Origin of the sequence: Pseudoalteromonas shioyasakiensis (assembly GCF_019134595.1) — a bacterium.
In the GTDB taxonomy this organism is placed as follows: domain Bacteria; phylum Pseudomonadota; class Gammaproteobacteria; order Enterobacterales; family Alteromonadaceae; genus Pseudoalteromonas; species Pseudoalteromonas shioyasakiensis_A.
The window spans coordinates 3,246,084-3,261,135 of the sequence record NZ_CP077770.1 but is presented as its reverse complement, the minus strand read 5'-3'; the positions used below and the strand labels follow the sequence as shown (position 1 = coordinate 3,261,135).

The window sequence follows — 15,052 nt, the reverse complement described above, 5'->3', positions numbered from 1 at the left end:
TTATAACTTGTTTATTATTAAAACAAAGGCCAAGTTGCAAACATGCTAAGTCAGCTATTTAAAAAGCCTTCATCTATGATGGTAGGAATCGACATTGGGTCGCACTGTATTAAAGCAGTGTTGTTGCAAGAGACAGACGCGGGTATGCGGCTTGAAGCGTTAGCTATTGAACCTATGCCAAAAGGCGCTATGTCTGAGCGTTCTATTCAAGATATTGAAGCGATTGGTAATGTTATCGCTAAACTAAAAAGAAAAATTCCTAAATCAGCTCAAACCGCTGCCGTCGCCGTGTCAGGGCAAACAGTAATCACTAAGGTGATCTTTATGGATGTAACATTAACTGATGCTGAATTAGAGTCACAAATAGCGATTGAAGCTGATAGTTTAATCCCTTACCCGCTGGATGAAGTCAATATCGATTTTGAAAAACTGGCTATTAACGAAGCTGATCCAAGTAAAGTGAATGTACTGCTTTCAGCTGCGAGAACGGAGAGTGTTCAAGCGCGAGTCGGTGCTCTAGAAGTTGCAAATTTAAAAGCTGGGGTTGTTGATGTAGAAAGTTATGCACTAAGTAGAGCGATGGATATTTACTATCAACAATTGCCTAGTGATGCGTACAACAAGTGCGTAGCTGTGGTTGATATTGGCGCTGTACTTATGCTTGTAAGTGTAGTGCAAGAAGGCGAAACAATTTACACCCGTGACCAAGTATTTGGTGGTGACCAATATACCAACAGTATTGTTGCGTATTACAACAAGAGTTTTGATGAAGCTGAAATTGGTAAAACAACGGGAGATTTACCACCCAATTACACTTTCGAAGTTTTAGCCCCATTCCAAACTTCATTGTTACAACAAGTTCGACGTGCTGTGCAGATGTTCTTAACAACCAGTGGTAAAGACCAAGTTGATTATATTGTTTTAACTGGCGGTACCGCCATGATCGAGGGTTTAGATAGACTGCTAATTGAAGAGCTAGGCATTCACACCATAGTTGCAGAACCATTTGCCAACATTGAGATTTCGCCAAAAGTTGACCGCAATATGTTGCAGCGCCATCGTACTCAGTTTGCAATAGCTACTGGATTGGCATTAAGGAGTTTTTCATCATGCCACATATAAATCTGTTGCCATGGCGCGAACAACAACGAAAAGACTCCCAGAATAAGTTTATTACTATACTGTTTGGCGTAGTTGTTGCTAGCTTCCTAAGTATGTACTTACTAAGCTCTTTTTATGGTGGTTTACGCGAAGGACAAAATGTAAAAAATAATTTTTTAAATACAGAAATTGCTTTACTGAACCAACGTATTCGTGAAATTAACGAACTCGATAAGAAAAAAGAGAACTTACAACAGCGAATGCGCCTCATCGAAGAGTTACAGAGTAACCGTAACCTAGGGACGCAAATTATGGACGAAGTCGCTAAGATTGTTCCTGCTGGGGTGTATTTAACTAAACTTGAACGCCGTGATGACCGCATCCATGTAATCGGTCGCAGTGAATCAAATAACCGTTTATCTACCATGCTGCGTCAAGTTCAAGGCTCGTATTTATTAGAGCGACCTATTATGCAAGGTATCGTTGCTGGTGAGCAAACCTCAAGATTATTGAGTGATTTTAATATGGATTTTTACGTTAAGCCGTTTGATCAGATAGGTGAGGTGCGCGATGAACCTTGATATCAAAGCGTTAACAGATATAGATTGGAATGAAATTGAGCTTGAAAACATGGGCGATTGGCCCATCGCTGTTAAAGCTTTGTGCTGTGCGTTTGTGGCTGCGCTGGTTTTATACTTTAGCTACAGCTTATTAGTGTCTGACGAAATTGCCAGCTACCACAGTGCAGTAGCCAAAGAAACTGAGCTTCGCCAAACATACAAAGCAAAATACGCTATTGCGAGTAACCTAGAAATATATCGTCAGCAAATGGTTGAAATGGAAGATAAGTTCTCGCAGCTATTAAAGCGCTTACCAACCTCGAACGAGACACCTGGTTTGTTAGATGATTTATCTTACGTCGGCACCACGAGTGGTTTGACTTTCTTGAAAATTGGCTGGTTACCTGAAGTTGAAAAAGAGTTTTATACAGAACTACCAATTAAAATAGAAGTCGTCGGGACGTACCATGAATTTGGTGAATTTGTTGGTAAAGTTGCTCAGTTACCGCGTATTGTAAGTTTACATGACTTTACTATTCAAACTCTTGGCAATAATGAACTCACTTTTAGTGTTGTTGCCAAGACTTATCGTTATGAAGGGGGCACTAAAAAATGAAAAAGCTTCCCTTAATTATTGTCATGACTCTTGTGCTCAGTGCATGTAATGACGATACTTCAGAACAAAAAGAGTTTATTGATCAAGTAAAAGCAAGTACAACGCCTAAAGTTGAGCCGATACCTGAGATCACTAAGTTCGAGCATTTTGCTTATAATGCCGGGAAATTACGCAGCCCATTTGTGGCGCCTAAACCGGAAATTATCCAAAGCAATTTAGTGCAAGTTAAAAACTGCTTACACCCCGATCCTGATCGTGTTCGCCAGCCACTTGAAAAGTACCCGCTAGACAACCTAGTTATGCAAGGGACTATTGGCCGTGTTGGTAATACGTGGGCGTTGATAAAAGCTGCAGACGATACACTTTATCGAGTTACTGTAGGTAATTATATCGGTTTGTATCATGGTGAAATTAAACAAGTGCACGACAATTATATAGAATTATTAGAATTAATCCCGGATGGGGCTGGTTGTTGGAAAGAGCGCCTGACTAAGCTAGAAATGTTAGAGGCGAATACAAATGGTGCAAGTTAATCTTATGAAAGGTAAAAAGAAGATGCATATAGGAATGGCTTGGTTAAAACACATGCATAAATTCATGTTAGCTGCATTAGCCTTATTTTTGGCCCAGACGGCAATCGCTGCCCCTCTGTTGTATGATGTGCGTTATAACCCGTTAATGAAAGGCGAAACACAATTACAACTAGTATTTGATGAAGCCCTTACATTCGAACCAAAAGTTCAGGTGTATAACTCACCAGCTCGTATTGAAATGCTATTTAGCAATGTGGGTGTTGATAATGAAGTGCGTGATGTACCTGTTAATCAAGCAGGTATCCAGCATGTAACCAGTACCATGACTGCCGATGGTTTAAAAGTTGTTGTAACGTTAGACAAGCTAAAAATTTATAAAACAATGGCGAAAGATAATATTGTTACTTTACATGTTTCAGATAACCCAATCGCAACAGATGAATCTGCGGATGGGTTGACTGCTTCTAGTAACTTTATTAATACGGTGCAGTCGATTGATTTTCGTCGTGGTGAGAAAGGCGAAGCACGCCTGCTAGTTTTTTTACAAGATACGCAAGCTGCAATTGATGTACATGAAAGTGGCGGCAAAATTATTGCTGAGTTCCACCACACAGATATTTTAGATGATTTATTGTATCAATTAGATGTGATGGATTTTGGTACGGTTGTCAGTAACATCGAAACCTTCAAAGAAGGTAATATGACGCGCATCGTGGTTGAACCCAATGCAGCGTTTAAGTTTACTCACCAACAAATTGAAAATATCTTTACGCTAACTGTTGAAAAAGATGATACACAGCGTGCATACCTTGAAGGTGGTATTGAATATCAAGGTCGCCCTATGAGCCTTAACTTCCAAGATATTCCTATTCGCTCTGTGCTACAGATTATTGCGGGCTATAACGAGTTTAACTTAGTAACAAGTGATTCAGTAACAGGCAATGTTACATTGCGTTTAGACGGTGTTCCTTGGGATCAGGCACTTGATGTAGTACTTAAAATTAAAGGTCTTGATAAGCGTATGGATGGCTCTATTTTGATGGTTGCGCCATCAGAAGAGCTAGCTGCGCGTGAAGCAAAAGAGCTTCAAGCTAAACAGCAAGTTGAAGATTTAGAGCCGCTTTACAGTGAATATATCCGCCTTAATTATGCTAAAGCTGAAGAGTTTGCTGACTTATTGAAAACAGACACCAACAGTATTATTTCAGCACGAGGCAGTGTGTCTGTTGATAAGCGTACTAATACTCTACTTATCAAAGACACTGCAAAAAGTATCGAAAGCGTGCGCCGTATGGTAGAAACCTTAGATATTCCTGTTAAGCAAGTGGTAATTGAATCACGTATGGTGACAGTGAATGATAACGTACAAGAAGACTTAGGTGTTCGCTGGGGGATCAGTGATGTAGGTAGTGACGGCGCTATTTCTGGCACATTAGAAGGTGCTGGAGGCATGTTTGGTGCTGGCTCTTACGATAATATCCCAAGTATTTCTGACCGCTTAAATGTTAACTTACCGGTTTCTAGCCCTGCGGGTAGTATTGGTGTGCAAATAGCTAAGTTGGCCAACGGCACAATATTAGATTTAGAGCTAAGTGCCCTTGAAGAAGAAAACCGTGGTGAGATTATCGCAAGTCCACGTATTACTACGGCTAACCAACAAAAAGCGCGTATTGAGCAAGGTACTGAGATCCCCTACGTTGAAGCAGCATCAAGTGGTGCAACGACAGTAACCTTCAAAAAAGCAGTACTGAGCTTAGAAGTAACGCCACATATCACCCCTGATAACAAAGTAATTTTAGATCTCGTTATCACACAAGATACACGTGGTGATACCGTACAAACACCAACGGGTTCTGCTGTGGCAATTAATACCCAAGAGATTCAAACTCAGGTATTAGTAGAAAACGGTCAAACTGTGGTGCTTGGTGGTATTTTCCAACAGCAAATCGTTAACTCAACTAAGAAAGTACCTCTGTTAGGTGATATTCCATACCTTGGAGCGTTGTTCAAAAGTACGAGTGAATTTAACGAGAAGAAAGAGTTGTTAATCTTTGTAACACCAAAAATTCAAATCGATTAAGTGATTTTTTCTTAAGCAACGAGCAATTAGCATGTTTAATTGCTCGTTATCTGGCTTTTTATGCTAATTGACTTGAAATACCCAAGCAATTACTGAGATAATCCCCTCCTTAATTTTGGGGCCAGGTCGTTAGGCGGGGTTTTATTTCAAATTTTAGAGTTCGTTTGTACTAAAAAGATATGGCTGAGAAACGTAATATATTTCTAGTGGGCCCTATGGGGGCTGGCAAAAGCACAATTGGTCGTCACATTGCTGACCAATTACACCTTGAATTTTTCGATTCAGATCAAGAGATCGAGCGTCGTACTGGAGCAGACATTGCTTGGGTATTCGATCTTGAGGGTGAAGAGGGCTTTCGACTTCGTGAAGAAACTGTAATTTCAGACCTAACTGAGATGCAAGGCATTGTTCTTGCAACTGGTGGTGGTTCTGTGATCAGTAAAGAAGTGCGTAATAAGCTATCTGCTCGCGGTATCGTTGTATACCTAGAGACACCAATCGAAAAGCAAGTTGCACGCACGCAGCGCGACAAGCGTCGCCCATTATTGCAAACAGAAGAAGCACCGCGTGATGTATTAGAACGCTTAGCTGAAGAACGCGAACCGTTATACAAAGAAGTTGCTGATTTTGTTGTCCGCACTGATGAGCAAAGCGCGAAAGTTGTTGCTAATCAAATCATCGAGAAATTAGATTTTTAAAAACCAATAATAAAAAGGAAACTAGCTATGCTTGAATTAACAGTTAATTTGGACGAGCGAAGTTATCCTATTTATATTGGTCAATCTGCTCTTAAAGAGACTGGTCGGCTACGCGAGCACATCGGCGATTGTCGACCAATCATTATCACCAACGACACCATTGCACCTTTATATCTTGATGATGTAATGACGTCGTTGGCTGATCTTAACCCGTTATCTTTTACCATCCCTGATGGCGAACAATTTAAATCACTTGAGTGGTTTGAAAAGATTTCGGCGTTCTTACTTGAACATAACTGTGGTCGCGATACATGCCTTATTGCCTTAGGTGGCGGTGTTGTGGGTGATCTAACTGGTTTTGTTGCTGCATGTTATCAACGTGGCGTGCCTTTTATTCAAGTACCAACTACCTTGCTTTCGCAAGTGGATTCATCGGTTGGTGGCAAAACGGCAGTAAACCATCCACTTGGTAAAAACATGATAGGTGCGTTTTATCAGCCGCAAGCAGTATTTATCGATACGCAATCACTTCATACTTTACCTGAGCGTGAATTCGCAGCCGGTATGGCAGAAGTAATTAAATACGGCCTTATTTACGACACAGAGTTATTTGCTTACCTAGAGCAAAATATCGCTAACCTTAAATCACTTGATGAGCAAACTTTGCAGCATGTAATTTACCGTTGTTGTGAAATCAAAGCCTTGATTGTTGCGCAAGATGAAAAAGAAGCTGGTTTACGTGCACTACTAAACCTAGGGCATACCTTTGGCCACGCTATCGAAGCGCAAATGGGTTACGGTAACTGGCTACACGGCGAAGCCGTTGCGGCAGGTATGGTGCTGGCAGCACGCCTTGCACATACCCGTGATGACTTAGCTACTGCAGAAGTTGAACGCATTGTTAAATTGATTGCTGAGTATGATTTACCAGTCGATATTCCGGCAGAAATGACTAGCGAGCAGTTTTTAACGCACATGCGTAAAGATAAGAAAAACAAGAAAGGCACGATTCGCTTCATTTTACCTACTCAATTTGGTCAATGTGCGCTGGTAAGTGATGTTACTGATCAGCAGGTTTGTGATTTAATAGCGCGCTAATGCAATCGCAAATATTGCCTAGCCGTGCTGCGCTAGTTGATCGAATCGCTCTGCAGTTTGAATATGGGCAAAATCTAATTTGCTTACTTGGCCCGTCAGGCCTTGGTAAAAGCTATTTATTAGAAACCTTCATTACTGATAAATACCTCGACTTTAATAAAGCGTTTGTTCAGTTGTCTGGAAAGATGACCGACCAACAGTTTATGACTGAACTGTTAGAGCAAAGCTTTAGCAACCCGCTAATTGATCATTCTTTAAGTTTGTCTGAAAACTTCTATCAACTCTACAAGCAACAGCCTTGTGGTGATTGTTTATGGGTGATTGATGGAGGGCGTCATTTATCTGAAGAGTTAATTCAGCAATTAGAAATTATCGCCAAGCAAAGCCCGAGCACGTTATACATATTGATTGCATCGCAATCAGTCGGACAGTTTACTCAAGCGGTCGAAATTCACCTAGAAGCGCTTAACTTGAGCGAAAGTAAGCAACTTATGCGTTGGTTTTTCGACAACCTCCCTGTTGAAGAAGACCCTGTGTTTCGCACATTTTTACAGGAAGCACATGGTAACCCAGCCTTATTACTAGCTTGGCAGCCTGAACAGCAAACTGCGGATATTCGCGCACCTGAGAAAAGCTATAAACTGCTGTATTTAATTTTGGTCTTAATCACAACCATGCTGTTGATCATTGGCTTTTTATATAAAGCTGATATGACCGAGTGGTGGAAAGCACATTACCAACAAGATACAACAAGCTCTGTGGCAACGGCATTACCTGCAGAAGCAGTAATTAATGGCCCTGTAGAGAGCAAAGAGATCGTTACAGAACAAGCTCAAGATGAGCCTCAAGCCGAGCAGCAAGTTGCTACTAATGATGATGAAAAAACGACTCAGGCTGCCGGGATGCCAGTTGATGACTCTGATAGTAAAAACCATGAAAATGAAAGTCATAACAATAACGTGGCTGCGATTGTTGATAGCCTTTTGCCAGCAGAGTCATTAACAGAAGAGACTGAACAACCAACGACAGATGAAGTTGTAGCAGCCATCATCAGCGATGCTGAGCAAGCCGAGTCTGCAATTGAGCCAGAGCAGCCATTAGTGGGGAATGCGTGGTATTTATCTCAGCCAGACGACAATTTTGTAATCCAATTACTAGCGGTCACTAAGCAAGAGATCAGTGATAAGTTTATTAATGAAAATGGGTTGCAAGGGCAGGTAAATATTTACCAAAGCTTACGCAGCGGTAAGCCGTGGTGGATTGTCACTTATGGCAGTTATGTCACACTGAATGATGCTAAGAAAGGCGTAACAACACTTTCTGATAATGTGCGTAAAAATCAGCCGTTTTATAAAAAAATAAGTAAAATTAAGCAAGAAATCGCTTCACTAAATCAGTAAATTAAAACTGATTAGTGTAAAATCGCGCAACACCGAATTGAAGTTAAGAGCAAATGCAGCAAAAGACCAGAGCCTTCCTTAAATGGGCGGGTGGAAAATACAGCCTAGTTGAAGATATTCGTACCCGCTTGAAGCAAGCGAGTATGGATGCTGACACCTTAGTTGAACCTTTCGTTGGTGCTGGCTCTGTATTCCTCAATACCGATTTTAAGCATTATATTTTAAACGATATTAATGCGGATCTGATCAACCTGTACACTGAACTAAAGCGCACGCCTGACGAATTTATTAGCGATGCAAAAAAGCTATTTGTAGAGCTCAATAACCATCCTGAAGCCTATTATGAGTACCGTGTTCAGTTTAATCAGAGCAGCGATGTGTATGAGCGCGCAATTTTATTTTTATACATGAATCGTCATGGTTATAACGGTCTGTGCCGCTACAATCTTAAAGGTATTTTTAACGTTCCTTTTGGTAAATATAAGCGCCCGTATTTTCCTGAAAAAGAAATGCACTTCTTTGCTGAAAAAGCCCAGCAAGCAACCTTTACGTGTTTAGGTTATGACGAGGTCTTTAAGCTTATTCCTGATAATGCGGTTGTATATTGCGATCCACCTTATGTGCCTTTGAGTAAAACAGCCTCATTTACTTCCTACGCTAAGGGCGGTTTCAATTTAGATGACCAAGCAAACTTGGCGAACTTAGCTGAGCAAGCAGCATTCGAAAATAACACGCCGGTACTTATTTCTAACCACGATACGGTGTGGACTCGTAAGATCTACAGCCAAGCATCACTGGATGAAATTCAGGTAAAGCGCACGATTAGCCCGAAGGGCGGTTCACGCAATAAAGTGAATGAGCTAATGGCTATGTATTTAGCACCAAAGAAACGGTGAAATAAATCGCTGCTACAAACAGGCTGAATAAAACGAGGGCAATGACGATAATAGTACTGAGCGAATGCTCTTTGAAGTCAGCTTGACGCTTATTTTCTGATTGCACACCAAAAAATGCCGCAAAGACACTTTGTAATGCACTAATGAATTTGTTCATGCGATTTAGAACTTAGAACCTAAACCGCTAACTTTCTTTGATTCTTCACTACTTGTTAATAACTCAAGTAAATCAAGATAATGGAACTGAGCGCTGCGGCTATCACCCGTTAACCAAGAAAACCATCCTGTTTCTTGTTCTGCTTTCATACATTGAGCAGAAGATGATGATGCGTTAAGCGTATTGCATGAGCAACCAGACGCCGCTGCTAAAAAGTCGTCTTCATCAGCAGATGAAAAAGATACAAACGCAGCAACCGTAAGTGCGGACGCGATTAAGATCCCTATTTTAAAAGCACGCATGAGAATAACCCTTGTTTGTGTTATTTAGACAAGCATACATAACAATTGCTCAAATAACAAACTTAATTACGGCTGAATTAAATAAAAATTTAATAAAATTAGTCTTTTAAAGTAAATTTTATGTTTATATTTTGTTTCATTTAAATGCATTTATGCAAGCTGCTGAATAGAGTTATTGTTCAATTTTTGATTAAATTTACTTTAATTCAATAAGCTAAAAGGATTAGCCTTAAGTAATCCACTTTTAACCGTTAGCTGTGGTGTTTTAATCAGCTGTCGATTGGGTTACATTATGCGCTCTTCTTGCAGTCGCAAATTATGATGGAATCTCTCATGTTGGAAACATTACAAAAGTATTTAATAGCCCCTTCTATTTTATCAGCTGACTTTGCTCGTTTAGGTGAAGATGTTGATCGTGTGCTAGCAAGTGGGGCAGATGTTGTTCACTTTGATGTAATGGATAACCATTATGTGCCAAACCTAACTTTTGGCCCGATGATTTGTAAAGCACTGCGCGATTACGGTATTACAGCCCCGATTGATGTGCATCTTATGGTTAAGCCTGTCGATCGCCTAATTCCCGACTTTGCCGAAGCGGGCGCTTCTATTATTAGCTTTCACCCTGAAGCTAGCGAGCATATTGACCGTACCTTACAAATTATAAAAGACAGTGGTTGCCAAGCAGGGCTTGTATTTAACCCTGCAACTAGCCTTAGCTACCTTGAGCATGTGCTCGATAAAGTCGATGTGGTGCTATTAATGTCGGTTAACCCTGGTTTTGGCGGCCAAAGCTTTATTCCTCATACCCTCGATAAGCTTCGCCAAGCGCGTAAAATCATTGATGACTCAGGTCGTAATATTCGTTTAGAAGTTGATGGTGGCGTTGGTGTTGATAACATTGCTGAAATTGCAGAAGCGGGCGCTGATATGTTTGTTTCAGGCTCAGCGATTTTCAATCAACCAGATTACAAAGCGGTTATAGATGCGATGCGCAGCGAGCTTGCAAAGGTTGAGTCATGAAATACGATGCGGCATTTTTCGATTTAGATGGCACCTTAGTCGACAGTGTTTATGATTTATACATTGCGATGAATCTGACTCTAACTGACCTCGCATTTCCGGTTGTTACACAAAAGCTAGTTGAGAGCTGGGTAGGTAATGGCATAGAAACACTTGTAAAGCGTGGTTTGAGTGGTGATATGCAAATCAGTGAGCATTTAGATGAAGCCCTTACTGAGCGTGCAATTAATTTGTTTTATCAGCACTATGACCAAGTTGTAGGTGACTACAGTGCGCTTTATCAACATGTAGAAACTGGGCTTGCTGCACTTGCTGGTATTCCTAAAGTGGTGATCACCAATAAGGCACGTCGTTTTACCGAAAAGTTACTTGATAAGCTTTCACTGACTAGTCATTTTCAGTTGATTGTCTGTGGTGATGATATGGCAAAGAAACCATCACCTGAGCCTTTACTATTTGCTTGTCAGCAATTAGATGTCACCCCAGCCAAAGCAGTTATGATTGGCGACTCAAAAAGTGATATTTTGGCAGCAAAAGCTGCTAAGGTTGACGTTGTCGCACTCGGTTATGGCTATAACCAAGGTGAAAACCTCGCTGATTTCAATCCAGAGTACCTCTGCGAGAATTTCTTAGATATAATACCCGTTCTTACCCAAAGGTAAGTGCATTTTAATTTCGTCTTTTTAGTTTAGTAAAAATATAAAGGAACATCATGAGTAAACCAGTAGTGTTAAGTGGCATTCAGCCAACCGGTGGTATGACAATAGGCAACTATGTTGGCGCTATTAACCAGTGGCTTAAGCTACAGGAAGACCACGAAAGTTTCTTTATGTTAGTAGATTTACACGCCATTACTGTACGCCAAGATCCTGATCAGCTACGCTCGCGCGTGCTGGACGGTATTGCGCTTTATGCTGCATGTGGTATCGACCCAGAGAAAGCTGCGTTATTCGTACAATCTCAAGTGCCAGAACATGCACAGCTTAGTTGGGTGTTAAACTGTTATGCTCAAATGGGTGAGCTTAATCGTATGACGCAGTTTAAAGACAAGTCTTCTAAGCATGCGAATAACGTCAATGTGGGTTTATTCTCTTACCCTGTACTGCAAGCTGCAGACATCTTGTTATACCAAGCAGATCAAGTGCCAGTGGGTGAAGATCAAAAGCAACACCTAGAGTTAACGCGTGATATCGCAACACGTTTTAACAACCTATACGGTGATGTGTTCAAACTACCTGAGCCGTACATTCCTGAATTCGGCGCACGTGTAATGAGCTTACAAGATCCGCTCAAGAAAATGTCTAAATCAGATGAAAATCCAAACGGTTACATCATGTTATTAGATGAGCCGAAGAAGATTGAAAAGAAACTGAAGAAAGCAGTAACCGATTCAGACGAGCAAGCTCGTATCTACTTTGATCGTGAAGAAAAACCAGGTGTATCTAACTTACTTACTTTATTATCAGTTGCAACTAAGCGCTCAATTGAAGACTTAGTGCCTGAATATGAAGACAAAATGTATGGTCACCTGAAAAAAGACACGGCAGCAGCGGTCGTTAATATGATTGAGCCAATTCAAGCTCGCTTTAAAGAAATTCGCGAAGATCAGTCACTACTTGATAGCATTATGAAGTCAGGTGCTGAAAAGGCGAGTATTCGCGCTGAAAAAACATTAAAAGCAGTCTACGATGCGGTAGGTTTTATTCCTCGCCCGTAAGCTTGCACAAATTATTGAAATAAAAATACCGCTTTAAAGCGGTATTTTTTTATTAAAAACTCAGCACAATTAAAACAGTAAATAAGCAGATAAGTGCGGCAGCGGTTTTGTCTGTTTTTTCCATTTTCTTACTCCTCATCAGCGCTCAACTGTGCAATCACGTAGCCTTTACTTTCTAACAAGGCTAATAGGCTATCTTCACCGGCCAAATGAGCAGCGCCAACAAGTACCAACTCTTTTTGCTGGTCAGTAAAGTAATGCTCAATATGATTAAGCCAATTCAAATTACGTTGCTTAATGAGTATTTGGTAGGTGAGGGGATCATGTTGTTTTAATGGCATGATAGTAAGCTCATTCATTGCGTGCATATCGCCATTGCGCCATGCATCAAGCATTGCACTGTAAAGCGCTTGGTAACTTGATACTTGCGCTAACTGCGACTGAATAAAGGCATCTTCGTCTTGGCTGCCTAATTGCTTAAAAAGGTGTAATTGAAAAGCCAAGGTCTCAAGGTAAGCTAATTCTTTGCTGTCTTGTTGGGCTCGCTTTGCGAAATAGCTATCAACACCTTCACCGAAAAGCTGTTGTTTTTGTAGTTCTAGCGACATCATCAGCAAGCTCACCATAAAAGGGCGAAAGCTGTCGAGTTCGCTAAGTTGCATATCGTATTGAGTAAGCTGTGCTTCTAATTGTTTTTTTACTGTTGCAGAGAGCTTACTACTTAATGTTTCACCAGTTTCGTAACTCAGTGCTTTAAGCATAGTAAGTTGTGCTGAGCTATTACTCGGTGCTGGCACATCGGCTTCAAGTACTAGGGTATCGGCTTGTTTATATGCTTGATTAAATTCTGCAGGGAGTGGAAGCTCCTCGGGCGGTAAAGCATGAATTGAACCAGCAATATATATAAATTCATCGCCTTTGCTTACTTGCCAAACCGCACTTTTAGCAATGCAAAAATGACTTGTTATTAAGCTTGATGCTCCAAACGTTGAGATAAGTAAGCATTGAGTCAATGTTTTCATTATTTTAACCTGTAAATCGAGAGAGGCTTGCCCAATATATTGGGCAAGCAGAGCATTACTTGTTGAGCTTAAGCTCAATTTGCTGATCTATTTTATTGTTCATTTGCTCAATAGAGGCTTCGATAGATGTCTCTAATTGCTGGTTTAGTTTTTGATTACCTTCTTCGCTATTAAGCAAAGTATTAGGTGCTGTAACAACGAGTGCACTTACTGCTAGTATCGACATCATTTTTAAAACTGAATTGCTCATAATGTAATTCCCTTAATTGGTTTATTGGTTATATCAACGAAGCAAAGTTGGTTGGTAGCCCGTTGATGGAAACTACAATAGCGAGGAAAGTTGCTAGAGTCGCTTATCTAGTTCTAAGCGATTTATTTATAAGGTTTTAAAATTTTAATTTGTTTAATTTCAACAGTTTAAGCTTAATTGTTATGGGGGGAATAAGGTTTTAAAGTCTATTATTTTTGAGGCTTTGCATTTTGATGATAATGTGGGTGTATTAAAATAGGAACTGATAGGTTTTGTTATGGGCTTTAAAGTAAAACATTATGCGGCTAAAACAGTGGCTGCGAATAGCTCATTAGAATGGGAGCTAATTTTAACCGAACTGATTATTGGTAGCCTTTGCGCTGCATTCGCTAAGATCGGCTATGATGCTGCTATGTTACTTATTTTTATACCCAATTTAGTTATCGCCTTAGTTTGCTTTGGTTTTATTGGGCTTTCGGTATTTCATTTCATAAGAGAAAAACGCAGTAAACCAAGCGAGTAATATTGATTACTACGCTATTTTTCTACTGGGGTAACACCTGGCGAGTCGCAAGCAATCACTTCAAATTGATAGCCGTATTCGGCATGGTGATCAGGGGTTACTTGCACTATTTCGTAATCATTCAGCTCAACGGCTTTACTTTTTTCTGCTTTTAAACAGCGTGAATAGCTGTCGGCTTCAAAGCTGTAAGCAAACATCGCAATTAAACGTTTGCTGCGCTCAAAATAACCTTTGGTATCTAGAAACTGACGTAAGTTTTCGGCGGTTTCGCTGTCACCTTCTATATTAACGTCTTGGCTTGGGGCTGAGCTTTCTTCATTACCAGGAAGTTGTTGCTCGAGCTTCTCACCGAGTTCTTCGACTGCTTTTTGCTGCTCTTCACCGGATTCTTTGGCAATGACTTTGCTATCTAAAAAGGTGCTAACCATGTTGTTGAGTACTTCTTCGGGAGGCTGATCGTCGATAAACGAAATCAGGTTAATAAATACTACTGATGCTAAGACAAAGCGTACGATGGCAGTTAATAGAGGTGAGTAGCTTTGGCTTATAAATTTAATTCGCTCAGAGCCAAAGGGTTTTATCAGTAATAAAACAAATATATAGAAAGGTAAGAAAAGTTGAAATAACAATAAAGTACCTAGGGTTATTCCCATTGCCCAAGGGGGTAAATATAACAGGGTGGCAAAGTTATGGGTGTAATTAAAGTGATTAGCTGAGACATGAGTTACATCATTAACTATGCCGCTCGCACCGGCCAACACAAAATTAGCGATACTGGCGTAGAAGATTAAAATCAGTGCTTTGCCGGCAAGCGAGTGCCAAAGTTGATTAAACTTGGGCCAAAATTCAATAACAAGCGCAATAATGGTGATGGTGGCACTTAACCAGCCCGATTGCAGAACAATCAGGCTGCTTAATGCTAAAAGATAGAGCTTTTGTGCGGTACTTAAGTTAAACCAAATGGCTTGTAATCGTTCAACCAGCCTCGTTTTATGAGGCTGCCAGCTACGTTGCTGTTGTTGAAACTGTTTATTAGCGCGCCATTTTGCAATTTTTAAATACCTACGCACGCAATATCC

The 15,052-nt window shown here is 40.5% G+C and carries 18 protein-coding genes; 13 read left to right on the top strand and 5 right to left on the bottom strand.

All coding sequences use genetic code 11. The features are described 5' to 3' along the window. The first annotated feature begins 42 nt into the window (after positions 1-42). The 9 genes from KQP93_RS15130 to KQP93_RS15090 all read left to right on the top strand — a co-directional run bounded on the left by KQP93_RS15130 (position 43) and on the right by KQP93_RS15090 (position 8,982). On the top strand, positions 43-1,122 hold the full coding sequence (locus tag KQP93_RS15130) for a pilus assembly protein PilM (RefSeq protein ID WP_217875064.1): 1,080 nt from the start codon (positions 43-45) through the stop codon (positions 1,120-1,122). Continuing rightward, positions 1,110-1,682 (top strand): PilN domain-containing protein, encoded by a 573-nt coding sequence (locus KQP93_RS15125; RefSeq protein ID WP_217875063.1) that lies wholly within the window; start codon positions 1,110-1,112, stop codon positions 1,680-1,682. The genes KQP93_RS15130 and KQP93_RS15125 overlap by 13 nt, the downstream gene beginning before the upstream one ends. Beyond that, a complete protein-coding gene (locus tag KQP93_RS15120) occupies positions 1,672-2,277 on the top strand; it encodes a type 4a pilus biogenesis protein PilO (protein WP_054563336.1) in 606 nt (201 codons plus the stop codon). Before KQP93_RS15125 ends, KQP93_RS15120 begins: the two co-directional genes overlap by 11 nt. Next, on the top strand, positions 2,274-2,810 hold the full coding sequence (locus tag KQP93_RS15115; RefSeq protein ID WP_217875062.1) for a pilus assembly protein PilP: 537 nt from the start codon (positions 2,274-2,276) through the stop codon (positions 2,808-2,810). Before KQP93_RS15120 ends, KQP93_RS15115 begins: the two co-directional genes overlap by 4 nt. Continuing rightward, the gene (locus KQP93_RS15110) at positions 2,797-4,890 is read left to right on the top strand and encodes a type IV pilus secretin PilQ (protein WP_217875061.1); all 2,094 of its coding nucleotides are present in this window, start codon (positions 2,797-2,799) and stop codon (positions 4,888-4,890) included. The genes KQP93_RS15115 and KQP93_RS15110 overlap by 14 nt, the downstream gene beginning before the upstream one ends. 179 nt (positions 4,891-5,069) lie before the next feature. Continuing rightward, the gene (aroK, locus tag KQP93_RS15105; RefSeq protein ID WP_036973192.1) at positions 5,070-5,588 is read left to right on the top strand and encodes a shikimate kinase AroK; all 519 of its coding nucleotides are present in this window, start codon (positions 5,070-5,072) and stop codon (positions 5,586-5,588) included. 27 nt (positions 5,589-5,615) lie between these two features. Next, entirely contained in the window at positions 5,616-6,686 is a 1,071-nt protein-coding gene (gene aroB, locus KQP93_RS15100) for a 3-dehydroquinate synthase (protein WP_217875060.1), read from the top strand. Further along, entirely contained in the window at positions 6,686-8,086 is a 1,401-nt protein-coding gene (locus KQP93_RS15095; RefSeq protein ID WP_217875059.1) for an AAA family ATPase, read from the top strand. The genes aroB and KQP93_RS15095 overlap by 1 nt, the downstream gene beginning before the upstream one ends. Before the next feature lie 53 nt (positions 8,087-8,139). Next, a complete protein-coding gene (locus tag KQP93_RS15090) occupies positions 8,140-8,982 on the top strand; it encodes a Dam family site-specific DNA-(adenine-N6)-methyltransferase (RefSeq protein WP_217875058.1) in 843 nt (280 codons plus the stop codon). Here the strand turns inward: KQP93_RS15090 and KQP93_RS15085 are convergent. Together KQP93_RS15085 and KQP93_RS15080 are read right to left on the bottom strand one after the other, a co-directional pair. Continuing rightward, complete coding sequence (locus KQP93_RS15085) at positions 8,954-9,139, bottom strand: DUF2970 domain-containing protein (RefSeq protein WP_054563341.1); 186 nt, start codon at positions 9,137-9,139, stop codon at positions 8,954-8,956. The genes KQP93_RS15090 and KQP93_RS15085 overlap by 29 nt on opposite strands. Before the next feature lie 5 nt (positions 9,140-9,144). After that, positions 9,145-9,441: a hypothetical protein gene (locus KQP93_RS15080; RefSeq protein ID WP_054552801.1), complete on the bottom strand. Its 297-nt coding sequence runs from the start codon at positions 9,439-9,441 to the stop codon at positions 9,145-9,147. Between the two features lie 333 nt (positions 9,442-9,774). Here KQP93_RS15080 and rpe point away from each other — a divergent pair, with 333 nt between their 5' ends. Genes rpe through trpS form a run of 3 tightly spaced genes read left to right on the top strand, consistent with a single transcriptional unit; the run spans position 9,775 to position 12,178 of the window. Continuing rightward, complete coding sequence (gene rpe, locus KQP93_RS15075; protein WP_217875057.1) at positions 9,775-10,461, top strand: ribulose-phosphate 3-epimerase; 687 nt, start codon at positions 9,775-9,777, stop codon at positions 10,459-10,461. Further along, positions 10,458-11,123, top strand: coding sequence for a phosphoglycolate phosphatase (locus KQP93_RS15070; protein ID WP_217875056.1), 666 nt, complete (start codon positions 10,458-10,460; stop codon positions 11,121-11,123). Before rpe ends, KQP93_RS15070 begins: the two co-directional genes overlap by 4 nt. Positions 11,124-11,173: 50 nt before the next feature. Further along, positions 11,174-12,178, top strand: a complete 1,005-nt coding sequence (gene trpS / locus KQP93_RS15065; RefSeq protein WP_217875055.1) for a tryptophan--tRNA ligase — start codon at positions 11,174-11,176, stop codon at positions 12,176-12,178. A gap of 128 nt (positions 12,179-12,306) precedes the next feature. Here the strand turns inward: trpS and KQP93_RS15060 are convergent, their stop codons facing one another. Beyond that, a complete protein-coding gene (locus KQP93_RS15060; protein ID WP_217875054.1) occupies positions 12,307-13,200 on the bottom strand; it encodes a TraB/GumN family protein in 894 nt (297 codons plus the stop codon). Positions 13,201-13,255: 55 nt separating this feature from the next. Further along, positions 13,256-13,450, bottom strand: a complete 195-nt coding sequence (locus KQP93_RS15055; RefSeq protein ID WP_217875053.1) for a hypothetical protein — start codon at positions 13,448-13,450, stop codon at positions 13,256-13,258. A gap of 277 nt (positions 13,451-13,727) precedes the next feature. Between KQP93_RS15055 and KQP93_RS15050 the strand changes: the two genes are divergently transcribed. Continuing rightward, on the top strand, positions 13,728-13,973 hold the full coding sequence (locus tag KQP93_RS15050; protein ID WP_058583841.1) for a hypothetical protein: 246 nt from the start codon (positions 13,728-13,730) through the stop codon (positions 13,971-13,973). A 14-nt stretch (positions 13,974-13,987) separates the two neighbouring features. Here KQP93_RS15050 and KQP93_RS15045 read toward each other — a convergent pair whose 3' ends face one another. Then, positions 13,988-15,043 (bottom strand): hypothetical protein, encoded by a 1,056-nt coding sequence (locus KQP93_RS15045; protein WP_217875052.1) that lies wholly within the window; start codon positions 15,041-15,043, stop codon positions 13,988-13,990. Positions 15,044-15,052 lie beyond the last annotated feature (9 nt).

Coding starts and splice junctions, on each gene's coding strand:
- KQP93_RS15130 (WP_217875064.1), top strand. CDS start 43: ATGCTAAGTCAGCTATTTAAAAAGCCTTCATCTATGATGGTAGGAATC.
- KQP93_RS15125 (WP_217875063.1), top strand. CDS start 1,110: ATGCCACATATAAATCTGTTGCCATGGCGCGAACAACAACGAAAAGAC.
- KQP93_RS15120 (WP_054563336.1), top strand. CDS start 1,672: ATGAACCTTGATATCAAAGCGTTAACAGATATAGATTGGAATGAAATT.
- KQP93_RS15115 (WP_217875062.1), top strand. CDS start 2,274: ATGAAAAAGCTTCCCTTAATTATTGTCATGACTCTTGTGCTCAGTGCA.
- KQP93_RS15110 (WP_217875061.1), top strand. CDS start 2,797: ATGGTGCAAGTTAATCTTATGAAAGGTAAAAAGAAGATGCATATAGGA.
- aroK (WP_036973192.1), top strand. CDS start 5,070: ATGGCTGAGAAACGTAATATATTTCTAGTGGGCCCTATGGGGGCTGGC.
- aroB (WP_217875060.1), top strand. CDS start 5,616: ATGCTTGAATTAACAGTTAATTTGGACGAGCGAAGTTATCCTATTTAT.
- KQP93_RS15095 (WP_217875059.1), top strand. CDS start 6,686: ATGCAATCGCAAATATTGCCTAGCCGTGCTGCGCTAGTTGATCGAATC.
- KQP93_RS15090 (WP_217875058.1), top strand. CDS start 8,140: ATGCAGCAAAAGACCAGAGCCTTCCTTAAATGGGCGGGTGGAAAATAC.
- KQP93_RS15085 (WP_054563341.1), bottom strand. CDS start 9,139: ATGAACAAATTCATTAGTGCATTACAAAGTGTCTTTGCGGCATTTTTT.
- KQP93_RS15080 (WP_054552801.1), bottom strand. CDS start 9,441: ATGCGTGCTTTTAAAATAGGGATCTTAATCGCGTCCGCACTTACGGTT.
- rpe (WP_217875057.1), top strand. CDS start 9,775: ATGTTGGAAACATTACAAAAGTATTTAATAGCCCCTTCTATTTTATCA.
- KQP93_RS15070 (WP_217875056.1), top strand. CDS start 10,458: ATGAAATACGATGCGGCATTTTTCGATTTAGATGGCACCTTAGTCGAC.
- trpS (WP_217875055.1), top strand. CDS start 11,174: ATGAGTAAACCAGTAGTGTTAAGTGGCATTCAGCCAACCGGTGGTATG.
- KQP93_RS15060 (WP_217875054.1), bottom strand. CDS start 13,200: ATGAAAACATTGACTCAATGCTTACTTATCTCAACGTTTGGAGCATCA.
- KQP93_RS15055 (WP_217875053.1), bottom strand. CDS start 13,450: ATGAGCAATTCAGTTTTAAAAATGATGTCGATACTAGCAGTAAGTGCA.
- KQP93_RS15050 (WP_058583841.1), top strand. CDS start 13,728: ATGGGCTTTAAAGTAAAACATTATGCGGCTAAAACAGTGGCTGCGAAT.